Here is an 18,605-nt window from a genome sequence, read left to right on the forward strand (position 1 = left end):
TTAGTATGAACAAAACATTTAATATATACTGCGATGAGAGTTGCCATATAGAAAACGACCATAAAAAATTTATGTTTTTAGGCTCAGTAAGTAGTGCATACAATCAAGTAAAATTGCATACAGAAAATATTAGCGACCTTAAAAAGAAGCATAACTTTTATGCAGAAATCAAATGGTCTAAAGTATCAAAGTCTAAATTACGTTTCTATTTAGATTTAGTCGATTATTTTTTTGCTACAGATTTGCAATTTAGAACAGTTGGTGTAGAGAAATTTAAGATTAATAACGATGCCTTTAATCAAGATTATGACGATTTTTACTATAAGATGTACTACTATTTATTGAACCACAACCTTAGTAGTTTATATAAATACAACGTTTATTTAGATATAAAAGATACATTAAGTGCATACAAAGTAAATAAGTTAAAAGAGATTTTAAATACTAAGTTTGGGGTGTTTAGAAATGTACAAAACATACGCTCTCACGAAAGTATAATAATGCAAATGGCAGATTTTCTAATGGGTGCAATCTCTTATTTACATAATGACGAGCATCAGCAAAACAAGGCAAAAGTTCAGATTATAAAAAAGATTCAACAGCACTGTAATGAAGATTTGAGTAAGACAAACTACTCAAGAAAGATGAATCTATTTTTTATTGAATTAAGATAAGCTTATGCCATTTAATCAGCTTAAAAGATATAACGACTTATTAGATATTACAGGTATGTCACCACATAATAGAAATACTTCGTTAAAAGGTGTTTTTGATAGGGATATTACAAATAATATCAATTTCAAGTTCAGAGCAAAACAAATAACACCCACTCCATTAGACGGTCGAATAACTATGGATACCTTATTCAGGCATTTAACTACGGTTATGATTGATAAAAAAACGAGAGCCAGAGAGTATGATGTACATCGTTCTCAAAGGTTACATTGGGTAAAATATCATATAAGAGAAACTAAGAAAAATAATATGTTAGTGTATTCAGTTAAAGAGCCAGATGGGAACAGAACATATGTGTATGATAAAGACGAAAAGTATGTTATTGTTTTAGAACCTTTACGTAATGGAAATGAATATTATTTGCTGTCTGCTTACCATGTAAGAGGTAAAGATGCAAAAAGAAATAAATTTGAAAAAAAGTTTAAAAGAAGATTGGCAGAACTCTTATAAAAGCAAAAAACGCAGAGCATCTATGGCTTGCGTTTCTCGATTTCCTTTTCTCAAATGAGAAATGAACTCGGTGCAAATATATGATATTAATCTATTTATAAACAAGTTTTTAACATTTTTAGTATTTCATGGGATTAATAAATAAAAGTTAATCAATTTAAAGTAGATTAAAATGTATGAGTGATTTTAAATTAATTGCAATTAAAACAGGTGGTGCTTTAACAAAAGAAGAATCTAGTATTGTTAGTACGAAGGATTGGATAACTAAAGAAAATTATGACTATTTAAGAAATCTAGAACCAAATAAAACATTTCTATTTTTTAATGATTATCAACTTAGCGATGATTCTAAATTTCTAACTCATGACGTCAACAATCGTATTCCTAACTTATACAAGCTAAGTAATAATTCACATGTTTCTGTTGAAGTCTCTGCTATTGTTGGTAAAAATGGTAGTGGAAAAAGTTCTTTGATTGAAATTTTATATTTAGCAATTCACAATTTAGCTGTACAACTAAAGGTTTTATATGATTCAGATAAAAATCTAGTTTTACATTCCCAAAACTATTTGAAATGTGAATTATATTTTTTAGTTGACAGGGAGACATCATATAAAATAAAATTCAATTATGATGACAGTGCTCAAGGCTGTCTTTTATTCAAATCCAAAAAAAAGAATAATATTTTTAAGTATAAAAATAAGCCAGATGATTTCGGGATAACAGAATTAAGCAAGCTATTTTACGCGATTTCAGTAAACTATTCTATTTATGGATTAAATTCTTTGCAAGTTGGAAACTGGATTAATCACTTATTCCATAAAAATGATTCATATCAAACTCCATTGGTTATAAACCCAATGCGTGAAAAAGGTAATTTCAATATAAATAGAGAAAATTATCTTTTTAAGTACCGTTTATTATCCAATTCAATTTTGAAATATAAATTTTCAAAAAAGGATATTGAAATAACAGATTCAATAATAATAAAGGAATTAATTTTCAGACTTGATAGTGCTAAAATTGATTACCTGGAAATTGAAACGCAGTCTTGGAATGGAAATGTAGGGGCTCCAAAAACAAGATCTATTCAAGAGTTGATCGATGATTTTAAAACTATTGACAACAAAAAAGAAATTGTAAACTTAGCAATTCAATATATTTTAAATAAAGAATTTATACCCAGTTCTAACATAGAGTATCTTGAAGAAGTAGAACTATATGTGGTAAAAAAATTATATAGGATTGCATTTAACTATAATAAATATTGGAAATATTTAGATTACGGGGCAAATGCCCAACCTACAATTTTTGAAACAAATTTTAAAAAATCTAAATTTTTAGATTTTTTAAAAGCATTGAGTAATGACGATACTCATATTACTTTAAAATTAAAACAAGCATTAAATTATATTTTATATAATCCTTTAAGGATATACAAAATTAACAGCAATAATTATGCTAGTTGGTTCGAAACAAATGTTACCGGAAGAGTTTACAAAATACCTTTTAATGATTTCGCTAATCGGCTTATAGACTTTTCTGAAAACATTATTGAGTTATTACCTCCAACTTTATTTAATATAACTATAAATGTTTCTGAAAAAGAAGTTGAGGACTCTTATGATATAAACGTTTTGAGTTCGGGGCAATTGCAATTAGTACAGTCTGTACAGTCAAGTATTTATCATTTAAACAACTTAGAATCATATAAGAATTCCACAGAAAAAAATAGTATTAAATATAAAAATGTACTAATAATCTTTGATGAGATAGAGTTGTATTTTCACCCCGAATATCAAAGAAATATAATAAGCTATTTTCTAAGAGAATTGGACCAAATTAAATTGGAACTCATTGAGAATATACACATAGTGTATATTACACATTCACCTTTTATACTATCAGACATTCCCCATATTAATCAATTACATTTAAAAGAAGGCAATAGTATACCAATTATTAATAAAACTTTTGCTGCCAATATTTATGAACTACTACAGGATACATTCTATCTTAAATCTAATATTGGCAGTTACTCCGAACAAGTTATAGATAAAATTTTAAGTGAATTGGATTCAATATACTCCTTAAAAGTATCTGGCGAAAATGAAGAAAAGCTTATAGTATATAAAAACAAATTTGCAGAAAATAAATATTTATCGATTATTAATATGATTGGTGATAAAATAGTAAGAAATAAACTTTTAGACATTTATTATCAATGCTTTGAGGACGATACTACTTCTCGAAAAGCTTTTTTAGAATCGCAAATGGCGAAAATTCAATTAGAATTAAAAAAATTAAATCAATGATTAATTTAGCTCTAAATAAAAACAGAGATTTAAAAGCAATTTCTGCTAATTTCTATTATGGAATTGAAAAGAACATAAAAAGCAAAATTAATAAACATTCTAAGTTTTTAAACACTTTCGAAACTGCATCAAATCATCAGTTAGCTAAATACCTCAGAGCTAATATAAAAGAAATTATTTCTTCAGATTTGAACACTATTTTGTCAGCTCATGAATATGAATTTAAAGTTCTGTTTCAAAAAGAGTATATCAACGATAAGCCTAAAAAGTTTTCAAAATTCAAAATTATAATCAATGAGATTTTCGATTACGAGAGTCTTAGTGCAAAAGAAGCATATAGTTTTACAGAAGCTTTAGGCATAAATACTTGTCCTTATTGTAATAGAAATTATATTACAACAATTGGGAATGATAGAGCTAAATTTGTTAGAGCTGACATCGACCATTTTTTACCGAAATACAAATACCCTTACTTAAGACTTTCCTTTTATAATTTAATACCAAGTTGTGTAACATGTAATAGAAATGCAAAAGGTAGAAAAGAAACCTCTTTAGAAAAAAATATACATCCTTATATTGAGGGTTTTGGTAATGATGCCAAACTGATACATAAACCTAAAACATATCTAGATTTAATAGGCAAGGGTAATCCTGAAATGGACTTTATTTTCAGTGATAATAAACGTAAAGTTGAAAAAATAAAAGGAAATATTAGAGTTTTTAGATTGAAGGAACAGTATTCGACTCATACAAAAGAATTAAACCAACTATTAGCACTGAAGGAAGCTTTTACAGAAACATATATTGATGATTTAATAGCGAGATATCCAAAGTTAAAACTAACAAAGGAAGAAGCCTACTATTATGCATTCGGTTCGATTTACTCAGAAGTCGGAGATGAATCACAACCGATGTCCAAGTTTAAAAGAGATATTCTAGAACATATTGAAATGATTAGTTTATAGCATCAATGAGTACACAACCAGAACAAGTATTAGAAAATCAGCTAATAGAACAGCTATCAAATCAAGGCTATACTAAGGTCAGTATTCCAGATGAAGCTTCATTATTAACTAATTTAAGAACACAATTAGAAAAGCATAACAATATTATATTTACCGCCCAAGAGTTTGAGCGTGTATTAAATATTTTAAGCAAAGGTAGTGTATTCGAGAAAGCCAAAACTTTAAGAGAAAAACAGCACATTGTACGAGATAATGGCGATAATCTATATTTCGAGTTTTTAAATACAGAGCATTGGTGCCAAAATCAATATCAAGTTACCAATCAAGTAACAATAGAAGGTAGTTATAAGAATCGTTTTGACGTTACCTTATTAGTTAATGGTTTACCATTAGTGCAAATAGAATTAAAGCGTAGAGGCTTAGAAATGAAAGAAGCCTTTAATCAAATAAATCGCTATCAAAGACATTCGTTTGGTGCTAAATCTGCCTTATTTCAATACGTTCAGATATTTGTAATTAGTAACGGGGTAAATACAAAATACTATGCAAATAATAGGCATCAATCATTCAAGCAAACATTCTATTGGACGAATAATGAAAACAAACGTTTAACTAATATTTTAAATGGATTTACAAGTGAGTTTTTAGACCCATGTCATATCTCTAAAATGATATGTAAATACATAGTACTTAACGAGACACATAAAATACTAATGGTGCTTAGACCGTATCAGTACTTTGCAGTAGAAAGTATTATTGATAAGGTTAAGAATAGTAATCATAACGGTTATGTATGGCATACAACAGGTTCTGGTAAAACATTGACTTCATTTAAAGCAAGTCAAATAATTATGAAAATGCCACAAGTTAAAAAGGTGGTATTCGTGGTAGATAGAAAAGATTTAGATTACCAAACTACCAAAGAGTTTAATAGTTTCTCCAAAGGCAGTATAGACGGCACAGACAATACAAAAACGTTAGTAAAACAATTTAGCGACGATACAAAAATTATTGTAACCACCATTCAGAAATTAAATACAGCAATTAGTAAAAAGAACTATTTAGAGAGGTTGGAGAAAATGAAAGATGAGCGTATCGTCTTTATTTTTGATGAATGTCATCGTAGTCAGTTCGGAGAAACACATAACCGCATAAAAGCATTCTTCAATAACTTTCAAATGTTTGGTTTTACAGGAACGCCAATATTTGCTGACAACGCAGTTAAAAACGAATTAGGTAAACGTACTACCAAGGAATTGTTTGGGGATTGCTTACATAAATACGTAATTACAGATGCAATTAAAGATGAAAATGTATTAAAATTTGCGGTAGAATATGTTGGTAAATACAAACAAAAAGAATCAGCTACAGAAATAGATATTGAAGTAGAAGACATTGACCGTAAAGAGTTAATGGAATCGCCAAAGCGTTTAGAAAAAATAGCAGATTATATTATAGCAAATCACAACCGTAAAACACACAACAAAGAATTTACAGGAATGTTTTGTGTGGGTAGTACTGATATGTTAGTAGATTATTATGATATTCTAAATCGTAAAAAACAAGCTGGAGAACACAATTTAAAAATAGCCACTATATTTAGTTATGTAGCTAATGAAGATGATGCGGATGCAAACGGATATATTCCAGAAGAAGTAGCAATCGCTGCTGAACCTAATGCTGAGTATGATTTAAACCCACATAAAAGAGATAAGTTAGAAAGTTATATTGGGCATTACAACGAAATGTTTGGTTCTAATTTTTCAACTAAGGATAGTCAGTCTTTTTATAATTATAACAACGATATATCAAAGAAAGTAAAAGAACAAAAAATTGATATTCTGTTAGTAGTAAATATGTTTCTAACAGGGTTTGATAGCCCATCATTAAATACCTTATACGTAGATAAAAATTTAAAGTATCACGGTTTAATACAAGCGTACTCTCGTACCAATAGAATTCTAAACGAGCAGAAATCACAAGGTAATATTGTGGTGTTTCGTAATCTTAAAAAAGTAACAGATCAAGCAATCACACTCTTTAGCAATAAAGAAGCGATAGATGTTATTATAATGAAGCCTTATGAAGAATACACAGAGAAATTCAATGAAGCATTTATCAATTTATTAAAAGTAACACCAACAGTAAATAGTGTTAATGATTTAGTAAGTGAAGAAGATGAATTGGAGTTCATTAAAGCATTTAGAGAGTTAATGCGTTTAAAAAACACAATGACAACCTTTGCTAATTTCGATTGGGAAGATTTAGCAATGCAAGAGCAATTATTCAATGATTTCCGAAGTAAGTATTTAGATTTATGGCAAAAAACCAAAGATGATACAGCTAAAGAAAAAGTATCCATTCTTGATGATGTAGATTTTGAATTAGAATTAATACATAGAGACGAAATCAATGTTACTTACATTTTAAAATTATTAGCAACGTTAAAAGAAGGGAATAAAACAGAACAAGAAACAAAACGTAAAGAGGTAGTTGACTTATTAACTGGTGAAGCTAATTTAAGAAGTAAACGAGAATTAATAGAAAAGTTTATACAGGATAATTTACCGGAAATAGAGGATTCAGATGATATACCGCAAGAGTTTGAAAAATTCTGGTCAAAAGAACAGCGAAGGGCATTTGAAGTATTTGTAAAAGAAGAAAACCTATCATCAGAAAAAACACAAAAACTCATAGAAGATTATCTTTATGCCGAAAGAGAGCCATTACGTGATGAATTATTAGATTTGATTGAAGGCGATAAACCTAATGTGTTAAAACGTAAATCAATTGGAGATAGAATCTTAAATAAAGTAGTAAATTTTGTTGAGACTTTTATTAATGGAATGGATCATTAAAGGAATCCATTTTTTTACTTCTTGAAAGAAAACGCATTTTAAACCAGTCTTTTTATTGAGATAGATTAATTTTAACAAACTTCAACGATATGATAATCAGTGTAATAAAAACAAAGGTTATTACAATAAAATTTAAAAGTGCAAATAAAAAGGTGTTAATTCGGTAATATAACGGCAGTGTGACATTCACTAGGGCTAATTTTAATAAATCCGAAATTTTTATTCTAAAATTTCTTGAAGTTAGGAATATAAAAGTATAGGCTTCCCTAAAAATACCTAATAAAATCTTGAAAGCCTCTAACCCTTGCTAAAGGTCAAATTGCTTATTTTAAGACTAATTCCAGATTAAAAAAAATTAGAATTTAATTAAATTGATTTTGTTTGTTCTTTCTCTCTTTTTTCTATTTTGAGAACACCAGTAAGTATCAGTAAACTCCTCCAAAGAGTCATGGATATAATTATTAGGCCGAAGATGTCATAGTAAAATAGAAAATCAATAAATACACTTCCAATTAAGAGTTTTAAAGAGTAGCCCAAAAGAGCAATTAAAATTAATTCCTTAACTCCATTCTTTAAATGTCTGATAGTTTCTAAGTATAATTCTGAATGTAAAAATAGTTCAAATAAAGAAACGACTTTATAGGCTGATTCACGAGTTTCTTTCTTTTTCTTTTTAATCGGTTTAGCACTTGCTTTAAAGCTTACAAATAACGTCAAAAAAGTAAGTACAAAACCTGCGGATGTAAATGCCACGTTAGCAATATCTGAGGTGGTTGAAAATAAAAAATCACTGTTTGGGATTGGTAATAAACAAATTGCCACCAACCAACAACATATGCCAGTTATTAAGCTAGCAATGAAAATATCTACAAGAATAGCGTAAGTGAAATATTTATCAATCATTATAATATTCAACTAAAAATTGATCAAAAGCAATTTTAATGAGGTCATACATCTCTTTGTTTTTTAAGTCCCTTTCAGAATCAACAATCACTCTAATTTCTTCACGACCTTTCAGTAAATTAAATACGGATTCCTCTCCGTGTATATCTTTATACTTAACTTCGAATTTGTCGAACAATTTAATGTTTCTTCTTCTACCTCTGAAGGCATTTAACATTTCTCTAAACCAAGAATTTGCTTCTGTATTGATTTCAACTGGAGAATTAGAGCCTGGGATTTGAAAATAAGTCTGGATTCTGAAAAATTGAGGCTTAAAGGCTTTGCCTATGTTCTCCATGGATGAATAATAATTTTGCCTAATATCAGAATCCATTCTAGCCAAATTGGAGGGTTTCATTTTAATATCCATTTTTAGCACATTCTCCAAACTTGCTAAAGTCTCTTCTAATGAATTTGTAAATAGAGCCTTTAATTCTGTTGATTTGACCATTTTTAAATGGTTAGGGCCTGCTATATTTCTCAAATAATATTCTAAATCAGATGCGCGAGGTCCGTTATAATTGTATTCAGCTAGCTACAATGCAGCTATCCCCACTAAAATCTATGAAAAAGTGCGTGTCTTCTGCAATTTCTCCATCAATGGTGTCAAGTGACATTAGTTTAAACTTATCTGTGGGCTTAAGTTTTGGTTGCCTACCTTTTCTAAGCAAAGCCATCGAACATCTAATTCTACGTTCTGCTGGAAGTGGTCTATGCGAAGTCATAAAAAGCTCCCTTGGCTCCGTTTTATCTTGTTTTTCGTGCCTATCAATCAAATGACCCTTTCCATCGTTTCTGAGTTCACGTAAGTAATTAAAAACTTCATTTAATATTGTTCGAGTTGTGTGTTTATTTTTATATTCATTCTTAGGCTCAAAACTAAGTGCATATAATTGCAACCTGAGCTCCATTTTCTTTTTCTTTTTCTTCTTTAACATTGTTAAACGCTATAATTAAGTTTACAATATACACTATTTCGTACGTAAAAGTAAGAAGCAACTAATACATGATATATAGCCATTTAAATTTTAGTTGTTAATCAAAAATCGGAGTTTATTTGACCACTTTTAAATTTTCAATGAAAATATTAATTGTTGCCCTTAACTTATATTATAACTAATACGGTTAATTCTTTTAAATTTAGTTAGCTAATGCTTGTATGCGATGGAGTATGGATGCTTATTGATAAAGTTTACCTTAGATATATAAAATGCTATGTATGGATAAAATATTAAAAGCTATGAGGGAAGAGTTGCCTCCTTATATTTTAAAAGGATATTTATGTGATATAAGTCCAATAAAGTGTTCGGGAATTCGTAAAAATTATTATCAAAGAGTTACAATTCGAGTACCTATTTTTGATGAACATGGTTACTTCCAATCATCATTTGATAAGTATGATATCATCATTTTTGATGAAGTAGAGGGCTTATGTACTATTGATTGGAGAGAAGAATTTATAGTAGGCGACTACGTAGAAATTTTTGTTACTGGCAATATGGCAAGTGAAGATAGTACAATTATGAAAAATACTTTTCTAGTGGGACTTAGTATCAGACTGGATTATTTACACGGGGATAAGGAGAAATCTGAAGAGTTTTTTAACCTAGCTTTAAGACATATAACAAAGCCCAAGTTTTAATGGGATTATCTAAGTATTAAATACTTTCAGAGAAGTAGCATTAGGATGAACTATGGAAAATGGGTAATTTATAGCCCACTGTATTGATAAAGAAGGTAAGATGGCATTATATGCTCTGCATGCTTTTTTTGAGTAGAGCATATAAAAACTGGAAATAAAATATTTGGGAAAGTCACTTTTGTATATTCTCCATGGCATGGTTAGTATATAGGAAACTTTGTTATAAATAACTTACAATGAAAGAATTTGATAAGTGGTATGTCTTAATTTTTATAGCTTTCTGGACTTTTGGCAATTGCATTAAAGATTTTATTCAGAATAATTATAACAATTAGGGATATAAAAAGGGTTAATGACTAATGAAAGAACATCTAAAAAGGTTAATTGAATTCAATAAAGACTTAATTCCTGAAAAAGGAACAGAAGAGTACAAAAAGGTCAAAGCAAAAATAGATTTGTTTAATCTACAAAACCCCAATGCTAAAAAGATTAACAAATTGAATTTCAAGGAGGCAGTTAATACATTACAAGTACAAGATGCAAATAAAATAGGTAAAGGAATAGAATATGAATTAAGACATTATTTAAGGGAGTTTAATTCACGTTCTTGGAATCATGGTCATAGGTCAATGCCATTGATGTTCAATGTTATGGAAGCTTTTTTTAATTTAGAAAAAAGAATCAATTCATGGATTTTACTAGATGAAGAACATTATGAAATTTCATTATTTGATTTTATTGATTACTATACTTCAAAAGATTTTAAATTCAATTTAAAATATCATATTGATAATTTTGAAGAGGACTTAATATATCACTTTCATGTTGAAGACGATTTAAAAAAGATCACATTTAGAACATCTGAAAACAAAGAGTTCGTGATTGCTGGTGTTTCTCTAGTTAGACGGGGAGATGAGGTTTCAATGTTTTTTCTTACTGGTGAAATTACAGATACAAAAAAAATAACTAAGAAATTAGCACCAATTACTGATGGTCAAATACTTAGAGGAAAGGAAAATCTTAAACCAGATAAAGATTTAGTAGCAGAAGCGGTTAAATTAAATAACGACCCAAATTTATGGAAAGTGTTGATTGCTTGCAGATTTGACTTAGAGACAGAGACAATTGACATTCGCTATGTTGCTAAGGACAGAGGGGATTCGCATTTAATTACAACAGATGATGTATCTGGTTTCATGCGAAATGGGACTTGGATAAGCGATAGTACCAAAGAAATCTTTATATCATCCGTAAAAGAAATTGAAAGTTATAATCCAATATTTGAACTAGCTAAAGCAGTACTATATTTGCCAATGTATTTCAATGAAAATGAGGAAAGTATTTTTGAAGAGGAATGTAAAACCCAACTTCATAGCTTAATTAAAAGTCCGCTAGACAGTAGAAAATACAATAATGTAAAAAGTAAATTCAAAATTCGAACTCGCCATATATGGAAGCTTGATACAGTAAACTTAAACTTTCCAGATTCCATGATTATAAGGGATGATAATTTTAAAATAGAGAACAAAGGATATTATCAATCTATAGACCCTGAGAAAATTGGAATGGACAAAAAAGGAAGACCCGTAAAGGGCAGGAATTGGATTAGTCAAACAATTTCATATTACAAACCCGTTACTGCTGATTTAATTATCGAGAAGGGGTCGGAAAAAGCCTATAAAGGGAAAAATGCAGGAGCTATTTATATTTTAAGGAATGCGAGTTTCGAAAAAAATATTTTTAAAATTGGTTTAACTAGAAAGACAACTAAGGAAAGAGCTTCTCAATTATCCAACACAAGTGTACCTGATAATTTTAACATTATTAACGAATGGAATGTAAAGGATTGTGTAATTGCTGAGAAGAAAATACATGAAATACTAAAAAAATATAGGGTAAACCCAAATAGAGAATTCTTCAAAATAGAATTGAAGCTGGCTAGTAAAGTAGTGGAAGAAGTCACAACAAGTATTAATAAAGAGTTAGAGTAAAATGTAGCCGTACAAATACCGTACATTATGAAAATAAAAAAAAGAGCTAAGTAGCTGATAATGTGCTATTTAACTCTTTTTAATTGTACAGGCGGAGAGACTCGAACTCTCACACCTCACGGCACTAGATCCTAAGTTTTTCCTAATTTGTATTAAAAAACACTATAATACCTTATTTTCAGTAAGTTATGAAATTTATAAAATCAGATAATACCATAAAAAACCATATAAAACCGCCATTTGTTTGACCATTGTTTGACCAAAAATTTGTACCTTTAATTATGGCAACCATTGAGGCATACATGCGAAAAAGAAAAAACAAAGCTGGCCTATGCCCTATCAACATTCGTATTACCAAAGATAGAAAATCTTCATACATACAAACTGGACAGCGAATTAATCCAAAATTTTGGGATACTGTCAAGAGAAAAGTGAAGAAAAATCATCCAAACTCCACGCGCTTAAATAATTTGATTGCATTTAAGTTGGCTGAGATAAACAAATCACTTCTAGATATTGAGGCTGAGACCAAACCACTAACTCGTGTTACAGAAATAAAAAAAACCATTTCCGGAAAGCATAAAAGCCACTCGTTTTACACATTTGCCGAAGCCTATTTTGAGGAACTGGAAAAGAACAAGAAGTACTCTCGTATCAACTGTGAACTACCCTTATTGAATAGGATTAAAAGGTATCCAAGGGCAAAGACGTTGACCTTCGAGGCCATTACCCCTCTTTTCCTAAGAGGTTTCATCTCTTATTTAAGAAGCAGCAAAGATTCCGTTGGGGAAAGAAGTATTGTAAACACGCTGATTTTCATACGCACCTTGCACAACAGAGCTTCCCAACAAGGCATTGTCTCTAGGGACAGTTATCCTTTTGGGAATACGGATGGAAAGATTAAAATAAGAATTCCAAAATCTATTAAAATCGGTCTTACTTCAGAAGAAATCAAAATCATAGAAGAAATAGATCTTTCTGACAATCCAAAGCAGCATCATACGCGAAATGTATTTCTTTTTAGTTTCTATCTTGCTGGAATGCGAGTTTCCGATGTACTTCAAATGAAGTGGGCAAATGTGCAGGGAGACAGGATATACTATACCATGAACAAGAATCAAAAAAACCTATCGCTCAAAATTCATTGTAAACTTCAAAAAATATTGGATGAGTACTTTCCTACTAAAACTTCAAACAGTGATTATATCTTCCCAGAATTAAAAGATACCAGCAATAATCCCAAAGATATTTTGAGGGACACCAAAACTGGAAACAAAAGGCTCAATAGATTTTTAAGACAAATTGCTGAACGAGCGGGAATAACTAAAAAAATCACAATGCATATTTCCCGTCATTCCTTTGGGAATATATCTGGTGACCGGATTCCGTTACAAGTTTTGCAAAAGCTTTATAATCATTCCGACATTAAAACAACCATTGATTATCAGCAGAACTTCGTAAACAAAGATTTGGACGATGCTCTTGATAGTGTCATTGGTTTTTGATTTATTCACATATTATGCTTGATTTTTTTAAATGTGTTATCAACCCGATAAATAGTTCCATTTAGAATTAATTATGTACTTTTGTTCACAATATTTATTTGTTCACGTTTTCGTGAACTGTAATATAAAGTGAACAATGAACGATCAAGGAATTGTACAATACGCATTAGCCAACCTTCAGAAAACAGGTAAAATCGAAGCCCAATGGCTTGATGATGCCCCCAATGAAGTCTTGGATGGTACGATAGTCCTTACCCTGAACGACAGGACTATCAAACTTGGCATAGAAATTAAAAAAGAGCTGAGAAATATCCATCTTCCAAAATTGGAGGCACTCGCCAAGGAGTATCATCCATTTATGATCGTTGCACAAAGCATATTTCCCAAAATAAAACAAGAGCTTCGTAATAGGAATATCGCCTATCTTGAGGCAAACGGCAATATTTACCTCAACGAAAAAGAGACCTTCCTTTGGATAGATGCCAATGAACCCATCGAAATAAAGCAAAAGACCACAAATAGGGCATTTACCAAAACCGGCCTAAAGGTCGTTTACCAGTTCCTATTGGACGATACTTGGGTCAATAAGACCTACCGTGAAATAGCCGATAAAACGGATACCGGTATCGGCAATATCACGAACATCTTCAATGGCCTAAAGGATGATGGTTTCCTCATTCCACTTACCAAGGATACCTATATCTTAGAGGGCAATAAGAAGTTACTCGAAAAATGGATTATGGCCTATGAAAAAAAGTTGAAACCTAATCTGGCCATTGGAACATACCGTTTTGTTGATAACGATACTTTTTTTAATTGGAAGGACATTAAACTAGAACAAGGGAAAACGTTCTGGGGAGGTGAACCCGCTGGGGATATCTATACCAATTACCTACGTCCGGAAGAGTTGACGTTATACACCACCGAACCAAGAAACGAACTGATGAAGAACTATAGACTTGTTCCCGATGAAGGCGGCAATGTCAAGATCTACAAAAAATTCTGGAAAGACAATACGGAGGAAAAAGATGCGGTTCATCCTTTGCTCGCTTACGCTGACCTAATAATGAAAGGGGATAGACGATGTACCGAAACTGCAGAAAAAATATATAATGAGTACTTACAAGATAAATTTTAAACAACTCCGCCAAAGACCCGACTTTTTAGAAATGTTGGCAGCTTTAGAGCGAGGTTTTGCAGCATTCCAACTCGATTTTTATTTGGTCGGTGCCGTCGCCCGTGATGTATGGATGACGGCAATTAATGGAATCCCGCCAAGCAGAATTACAAGGGATATTGATTTTGCCGTTTTTATCGAAGACAAGGGAATCTATGAAAAACTAAAACGACACCTTATTAAAATAGAACACTTTCAACCTTCCAAAGAGAATAACTTCGTGTTATTTTGGCAGGGAAGAATGCAGGTTGACCTTCTTCCTTTCGGAAACATTGAAGATGAAAATGCCAAGGTAAGTTTGGAAGGTACTGGGCTTACCAGTTTGAACATGCCTGGCTTCAAAGAAATTTATGAAAGCGGATTGCCCGAAGTAGAATTGGAAGGGGAACATCGCTTTAAGTTCTGCACTTTGCCCGGAATCGTTATTCTAAAACTCATCGCTTGGGAAGACCGTCCTGAAATCAGAAGGGATGACCTAAAGGACATTCTGACTATACTGACTTATTTTTTTGAAATGTACACCGACCAAATTTACGAGCATCATTCAGATTTATTTGGCGACGATGATTTTGGACTTAATCTCATTGCCGCGCGGGTTATGGGTCGGGAGATGAAGAAAATAGCGATCAGGAATGAAAAACTCTATGAAAGGCTGACCAATCTATTGGAAAAAAATACGATGGATGTCAATACAAGCGAAATTGGGAAGATTATGGCAATTTGGGCCAATACTACGGTTGCCGAAAGTCTAAAACCGTTAGTTGAAATTCAGCTTGGTTTTCGAGGCGAATAAAAATTAATTTACCGTCCAGCCCAAATCTTACCATGACTTACCCGCGCCTGGATCCTGCGGAGTTTCTTTAGCGTCCCGACAGGTAAGCGTTAAGAAGAAACTTCGTAGGGCGCGAACCGACCATGGCTCGACACACCATACTTCTTCTCCCCCTCTCCACAAAAAAGCGCCCTTCAGGGCGCAAAATTCCCTGTCCAAAAGCACCTTATTAAATTTTAGAACGACAGCCCCATATCCTTCCCTTTCCTTTTGAGTTTTGTGAAATCGGTAAATTCGTCCTTGAAACCGTTGAACATCTCCTCCGAGCTACTACTACTTTCCAATAACGAACTGATGGCATAAACACCTTTCCGTAACTTACGGTTGTATTGGACATTCGTTGTCCGTGCCACTACTTCGTTCAAACTTTTGCGAAGCCCGTTACCCATATGGTGCTGCACGATGTCCCGATGTAGGTTCGGCCGTACATTTTCTGCCGTTATCATATAGGTGGCCTTGTCGTACATTCCCCTTTCCATGAGATGTCCCGCCCATAGGTTTTCCAGCTTGCTCCTGCCCTCTTCAACAAAGTTGTTGATGACGGGTTGTTGTCCCTGTAACGTTGCGGTCAAATCGGGAATCGAACTCAAATATTGGCTCGTTCTTTTGGGCAAAGTGCAACTTGATTTGTTGTCCGTATAAATGGATTTGACCTCGAATCCCTCCTTCCCTTTTTCAAAATAGAACCCCTTGGCATTGAACAGGGCGATATAGTCCTTCGGGGATTTTTCAAATGGGGCGTGCATCCGTTCCGCGTTATCTATGTATGAAGCCAATGAGACACTTTCATATTTCTGTTTATAAATGGGATTCATTTTTTTATAAAGCTTGGGAAATATCATAGGCAGGAAAATGGCAGATGCAGTCAGCTTAGGACTATTTTCGGAAGAATGTTCAGATAGCATTTCAAGCATCAAGTGGTTTTGACGGACGAATCCCGAGGATACATATTTTTCCATATGTTCAGGGATGGGCAGGTGCCCCAAAGGAACGGGAACGGAATGCCTGTTCGAATTGGTAAAGGACAATTTACTGCTATGATACTTTACGCCCAGAGATTGGAACAGAAGGCGGACGCTGCCCTGTTCCGTGCCTACATCGAAAACACCTTCTTTCAATACCTTCCCAATGAGTTTGAATTTGCTTTCTAAGATTTCCTTTTCTTTTTTGGTTTGTATTTCATACAATCTTTCCCTGACCATTGGAAAGGCGTTTTCCATTGCTTTCCTGAATTCCGTCCTTTGATTTCCTGGGATGTAACGTTCCAGGAAATCATATTCTTTCGAGGCCATCAAATTCGGAACGATATCGCCGAATTTCATGGTCATGATATGCTCCGAGAACAGCCCGTTCGGTCTTGGGGATTTCAGATAGGATGTTGTCAATGCCTCTTTTATCACTTTTTGGATTTCCAATTTGAACTGCTTGCTTTCGGTATTGATTTGCGTAGGCTCTTTGCCATTCCCGAAAATTTCCTTGCGGTTTTCCAATCGTATGTTCTTACCAAGTTCCTTTGCCTTGAAAACATATCTTGAATTGTCATAGATGGTAAATCCCTCGATTGTTTCTTCTTTCATGTCCAGTTTGATGTCGAGGTCTTGATATTCCTTGACAACATCTTCCAGGTCATGAGGATGGATAGTTTGAAAAAGGTCATAGGTAGTCTCTATCTGTTTCAATAGGCGTTTCCGATGGATCGGCAACAGTTTAGATTTGGAATGGGCATCGAATACTTTTTGCAGTTTCGGGCCGCTCAGTCCTCGGTGTACGGCGGAGCCATTTATGAACCGGGTCCGATACCCTTTTTGGTTGTTCAGTCCGTAGGCCACCCCTATCCTTCCCGGTTCGCTTTTCGTCTGCTTGACTTTAATATGATAAGGCTTGACGAGTTTCGCCAGCTCGTCGAAACTCCGCACCTTGTATTTTTGGTTAATCCCGTTCAATACATCCTGTAGATAATTCTTCGTTCCCTTTTCCGCATCCATTCCGAACTGTAGTTCGGGCAATCTGTATATCGGGAGTTCTCTTTCTTGTTTTGTTTTTGGCGATGGCGAAAGATTGTACTTCCTTTCCAAGTATTGATGGGTTGCGATATTCCGTCGGTAGCTGTTGAAAATTCCGAGTACTTTTCCATCTTCCTTTACGTTGGTCGTTACGATATGGACATGCTCATGTTTGGTATCGTTGTGCCTGACCACGACATAGGGCTGTTCCCCATAGCCCATGTTATCCATATATTCTTTGGAGATTTTATAGAAAGTTTTGTCGTCAAGGTGTTCCCCATGTGGAAGGTTCAGACTGATATGGACATAGCGATTCTTGGTGGCGTTGCGCTGTCCCTGAAAATGAAGTACGTTACCGAAGAACTTTGGCGATATGTTTTGCGAAAACGTGTTACCGTAACCGAGTACCAGCATGCCTTCTTTGCCGAAGACATAGTTCAATGTCCCTTTACAGGTTTCGCCATAAATGATCTGTCCTATCATCCTGTTCGTTCTTCCATTGTTATCTTGATAAGTGCGTACAGCAGTTCGTTGGTCCTTTCAATTTCCCGTTCGAGGTCCGAATTCGGACTTCTCAAATTCTTGTGGTGTGCGATCTTGACGAGTTGGTTGATGTTGTTCCCTATCTTGTTGATATGGTAGGCAAGGTTCGAGGCATCTGGAAGTCTATCTTTTTCCTTGGCCTCTTGTTGCAAGACCAATCTTCTCAGAAGCGGACTTATCACACCCCTTTCCGAGATATCCAGATCATAGGATTCGCAGATCTTCCCCAATCTTTCATATTCCGTCTCGTTGAACCGCAGCATTATGTTATGGTACCGCTTCTTTTTTCCCAATCGTTTCCGGCCTCTTTTACGTTGTTCCATTTTCGTTGCATTTTAGGACAGAACACTTCGCAAGAAGTAGACAATTCTAAGTAACTTAGAATACAGCTTGCTATCCGTTTCACGGATAAATATAGTACATCAATTTTGAATATAACTAACTTATAATCAATATTTTAACCCGTAAAACCATATACGGCCAATAGAGACCATTTAAGACCAAACGGAGAATTTATCCGGTCTAATATGGTGTTGAAAAAATGGAAGGAAATACGGAAATATTCAATTTTTTGTGGGTAGGGAGATGAAAGGGCAAGCGGCTTTTCCGCCGCTTGTGCTTTTGCGCGGCACCGAGGGGGTTCGAAA

General features: G+C 33.2%; 15 protein-coding genes. 10 read left to right on the forward strand and 5 right to left on the reverse strand.

Going from position 1 to position 18,605, the window contains the following annotated elements:
* Window positions 1-5: 5 nt before the first annotated feature.
* The 5 genes from MWU84_RS11825 to MWU84_RS11845 all read left to right on the forward strand — a co-directional run bounded on the left by MWU84_RS11825 (window position 6) and on the right by MWU84_RS11845 (window position 7,323).
* Window positions 6-674: a DUF3800 domain-containing protein gene (locus tag MWU84_RS11825; RefSeq protein ID WP_246901689.1), complete on the forward strand. Its 669-nt coding sequence runs from the start codon at window positions 6-8 to the stop codon at window positions 672-674.
* Window positions 675-678: 4 nt separating this feature from the next.
* A complete protein-coding gene (locus MWU84_RS11830) occupies window positions 679-1,185 on the forward strand; it encodes a hypothetical protein (RefSeq protein ID WP_246901690.1) in 507 nt (168 codons plus the stop codon).
* A gap of 176 nt (window positions 1,186-1,361) precedes the next feature.
* Window positions 1,362-3,500, forward strand: a complete 2,139-nt coding sequence (locus MWU84_RS11835) for an AAA family ATPase (protein WP_246901691.1) — start codon at window positions 1,362-1,364, stop codon at window positions 3,498-3,500.
* Window positions 3,497-4,465, forward strand: a complete 969-nt coding sequence (locus MWU84_RS11840; RefSeq protein WP_246901692.1) for a hypothetical protein — start codon at window positions 3,497-3,499, stop codon at window positions 4,463-4,465. Before MWU84_RS11835 ends, MWU84_RS11840 begins: the two co-directional genes overlap by 4 nt.
* Before the next feature lie 5 nt (window positions 4,466-4,470).
* Window positions 4,471-7,323: a type I restriction endonuclease subunit R gene (locus MWU84_RS11845; protein ID WP_246901693.1), complete on the forward strand. Its 2,853-nt coding sequence runs from the start codon at window positions 4,471-4,473 to the stop codon at window positions 7,321-7,323.
* Window positions 7,324-7,689: 366 nt separating this feature from the next.
* Here the strand turns inward: MWU84_RS11845 and MWU84_RS11850 are convergent, their stop codons facing one another.
* The 3 genes from MWU84_RS11850 to MWU84_RS11860 all read right to left on the reverse strand — a co-directional run bounded on the left by MWU84_RS11850 (window position 7,690) and on the right by MWU84_RS11860 (window position 9,203).
* Window positions 7,690-8,226 (reverse strand): hypothetical protein, encoded by a 537-nt coding sequence (locus MWU84_RS11850; protein ID WP_246901694.1) that lies wholly within the window; start codon window positions 8,224-8,226, stop codon window positions 7,690-7,692.
* Window positions 8,219-8,716 carry a hypothetical protein gene (locus MWU84_RS11855; RefSeq protein WP_246901695.1) on the reverse strand — a complete coding sequence of 166 codons (498 nt, stop codon included), beginning with the start codon at window positions 8,714-8,716 and terminating at the stop codon, window positions 8,219-8,221. The genes MWU84_RS11850 and MWU84_RS11855 overlap by 8 nt, the downstream gene beginning before the upstream one ends.
* Window positions 8,717-8,792: 76 nt before the next feature.
* A complete protein-coding gene (locus MWU84_RS11860; protein ID WP_246901696.1) occupies window positions 8,793-9,203 on the reverse strand; it encodes a hypothetical protein in 411 nt (136 codons plus the stop codon).
* A gap of 281 nt (window positions 9,204-9,484) precedes the next feature.
* Between MWU84_RS11860 and MWU84_RS11865 the strand changes: the two genes are divergently transcribed.
* The 5 genes from MWU84_RS11865 (at window position 9,485) to MWU84_RS11885 (ending at window position 15,373) form a co-directional block, all read left to right on the forward strand.
* On the forward strand, window positions 9,485-9,907 hold the full coding sequence (locus MWU84_RS11865; RefSeq protein WP_246901697.1) for a hypothetical protein: 423 nt from the start codon (window positions 9,485-9,487) through the stop codon (window positions 9,905-9,907).
* Window positions 9,908-10,266: 359 nt separating this feature from the next.
* Window positions 10,267-11,898: a GIY-YIG nuclease family protein gene (locus tag MWU84_RS11870; RefSeq protein ID WP_246901698.1), complete on the forward strand. Its 1,632-nt coding sequence runs from the start codon at window positions 10,267-10,269 to the stop codon at window positions 11,896-11,898.
* Window positions 11,899-12,179: 281 nt separating this feature from the next.
* A complete protein-coding gene (locus MWU84_RS11875) occupies window positions 12,180-13,403 on the forward strand; it encodes a site-specific integrase (protein ID WP_246901699.1) in 1,224 nt (407 codons plus the stop codon).
* 136 nt (window positions 13,404-13,539) lie between these two features.
* Window positions 13,540-14,541: a type IV toxin-antitoxin system AbiEi family antitoxin gene (locus MWU84_RS11880; RefSeq protein WP_246901700.1), complete on the forward strand. Its 1,002-nt coding sequence runs from the start codon at window positions 13,540-13,542 to the stop codon at window positions 14,539-14,541.
* Window positions 14,516-15,373, forward strand: a complete 858-nt coding sequence (locus MWU84_RS11885) for a hypothetical protein (RefSeq protein WP_246901701.1) — start codon at window positions 14,516-14,518, stop codon at window positions 15,371-15,373. Before MWU84_RS11880 ends, MWU84_RS11885 begins: the two co-directional genes overlap by 26 nt.
* A 215-nt stretch (window positions 15,374-15,588) precedes the next feature.
* Here the strand turns inward: MWU84_RS11885 and MWU84_RS11890 are convergent, their stop codons facing one another.
* Together MWU84_RS11890 and mobC are read right to left on the reverse strand one after the other, a co-directional pair.
* Entirely contained in the window at window positions 15,589-17,898 is a 2,310-nt protein-coding gene (locus tag MWU84_RS11890; protein ID WP_246901702.1) for a relaxase/mobilization nuclease domain-containing protein, read from the reverse strand.
* Entirely contained in the window at window positions 17,895-18,281 is a 387-nt protein-coding gene (gene mobC / locus MWU84_RS11895) for a plasmid mobilization relaxosome protein MobC (RefSeq protein ID WP_246901703.1), read from the reverse strand. The genes MWU84_RS11890 and mobC overlap by 4 nt, the downstream gene beginning before the upstream one ends.
* Between the last annotated feature and the right edge of the window lie 324 nt (window positions 18,282-18,605).

This window comes from Arenibacter sp. F20364, from assembly GCF_023015905.1.
GTDB lineage: Bacteria > Bacteroidota > Bacteroidia > Flavobacteriales > Flavobacteriaceae > Arenibacter.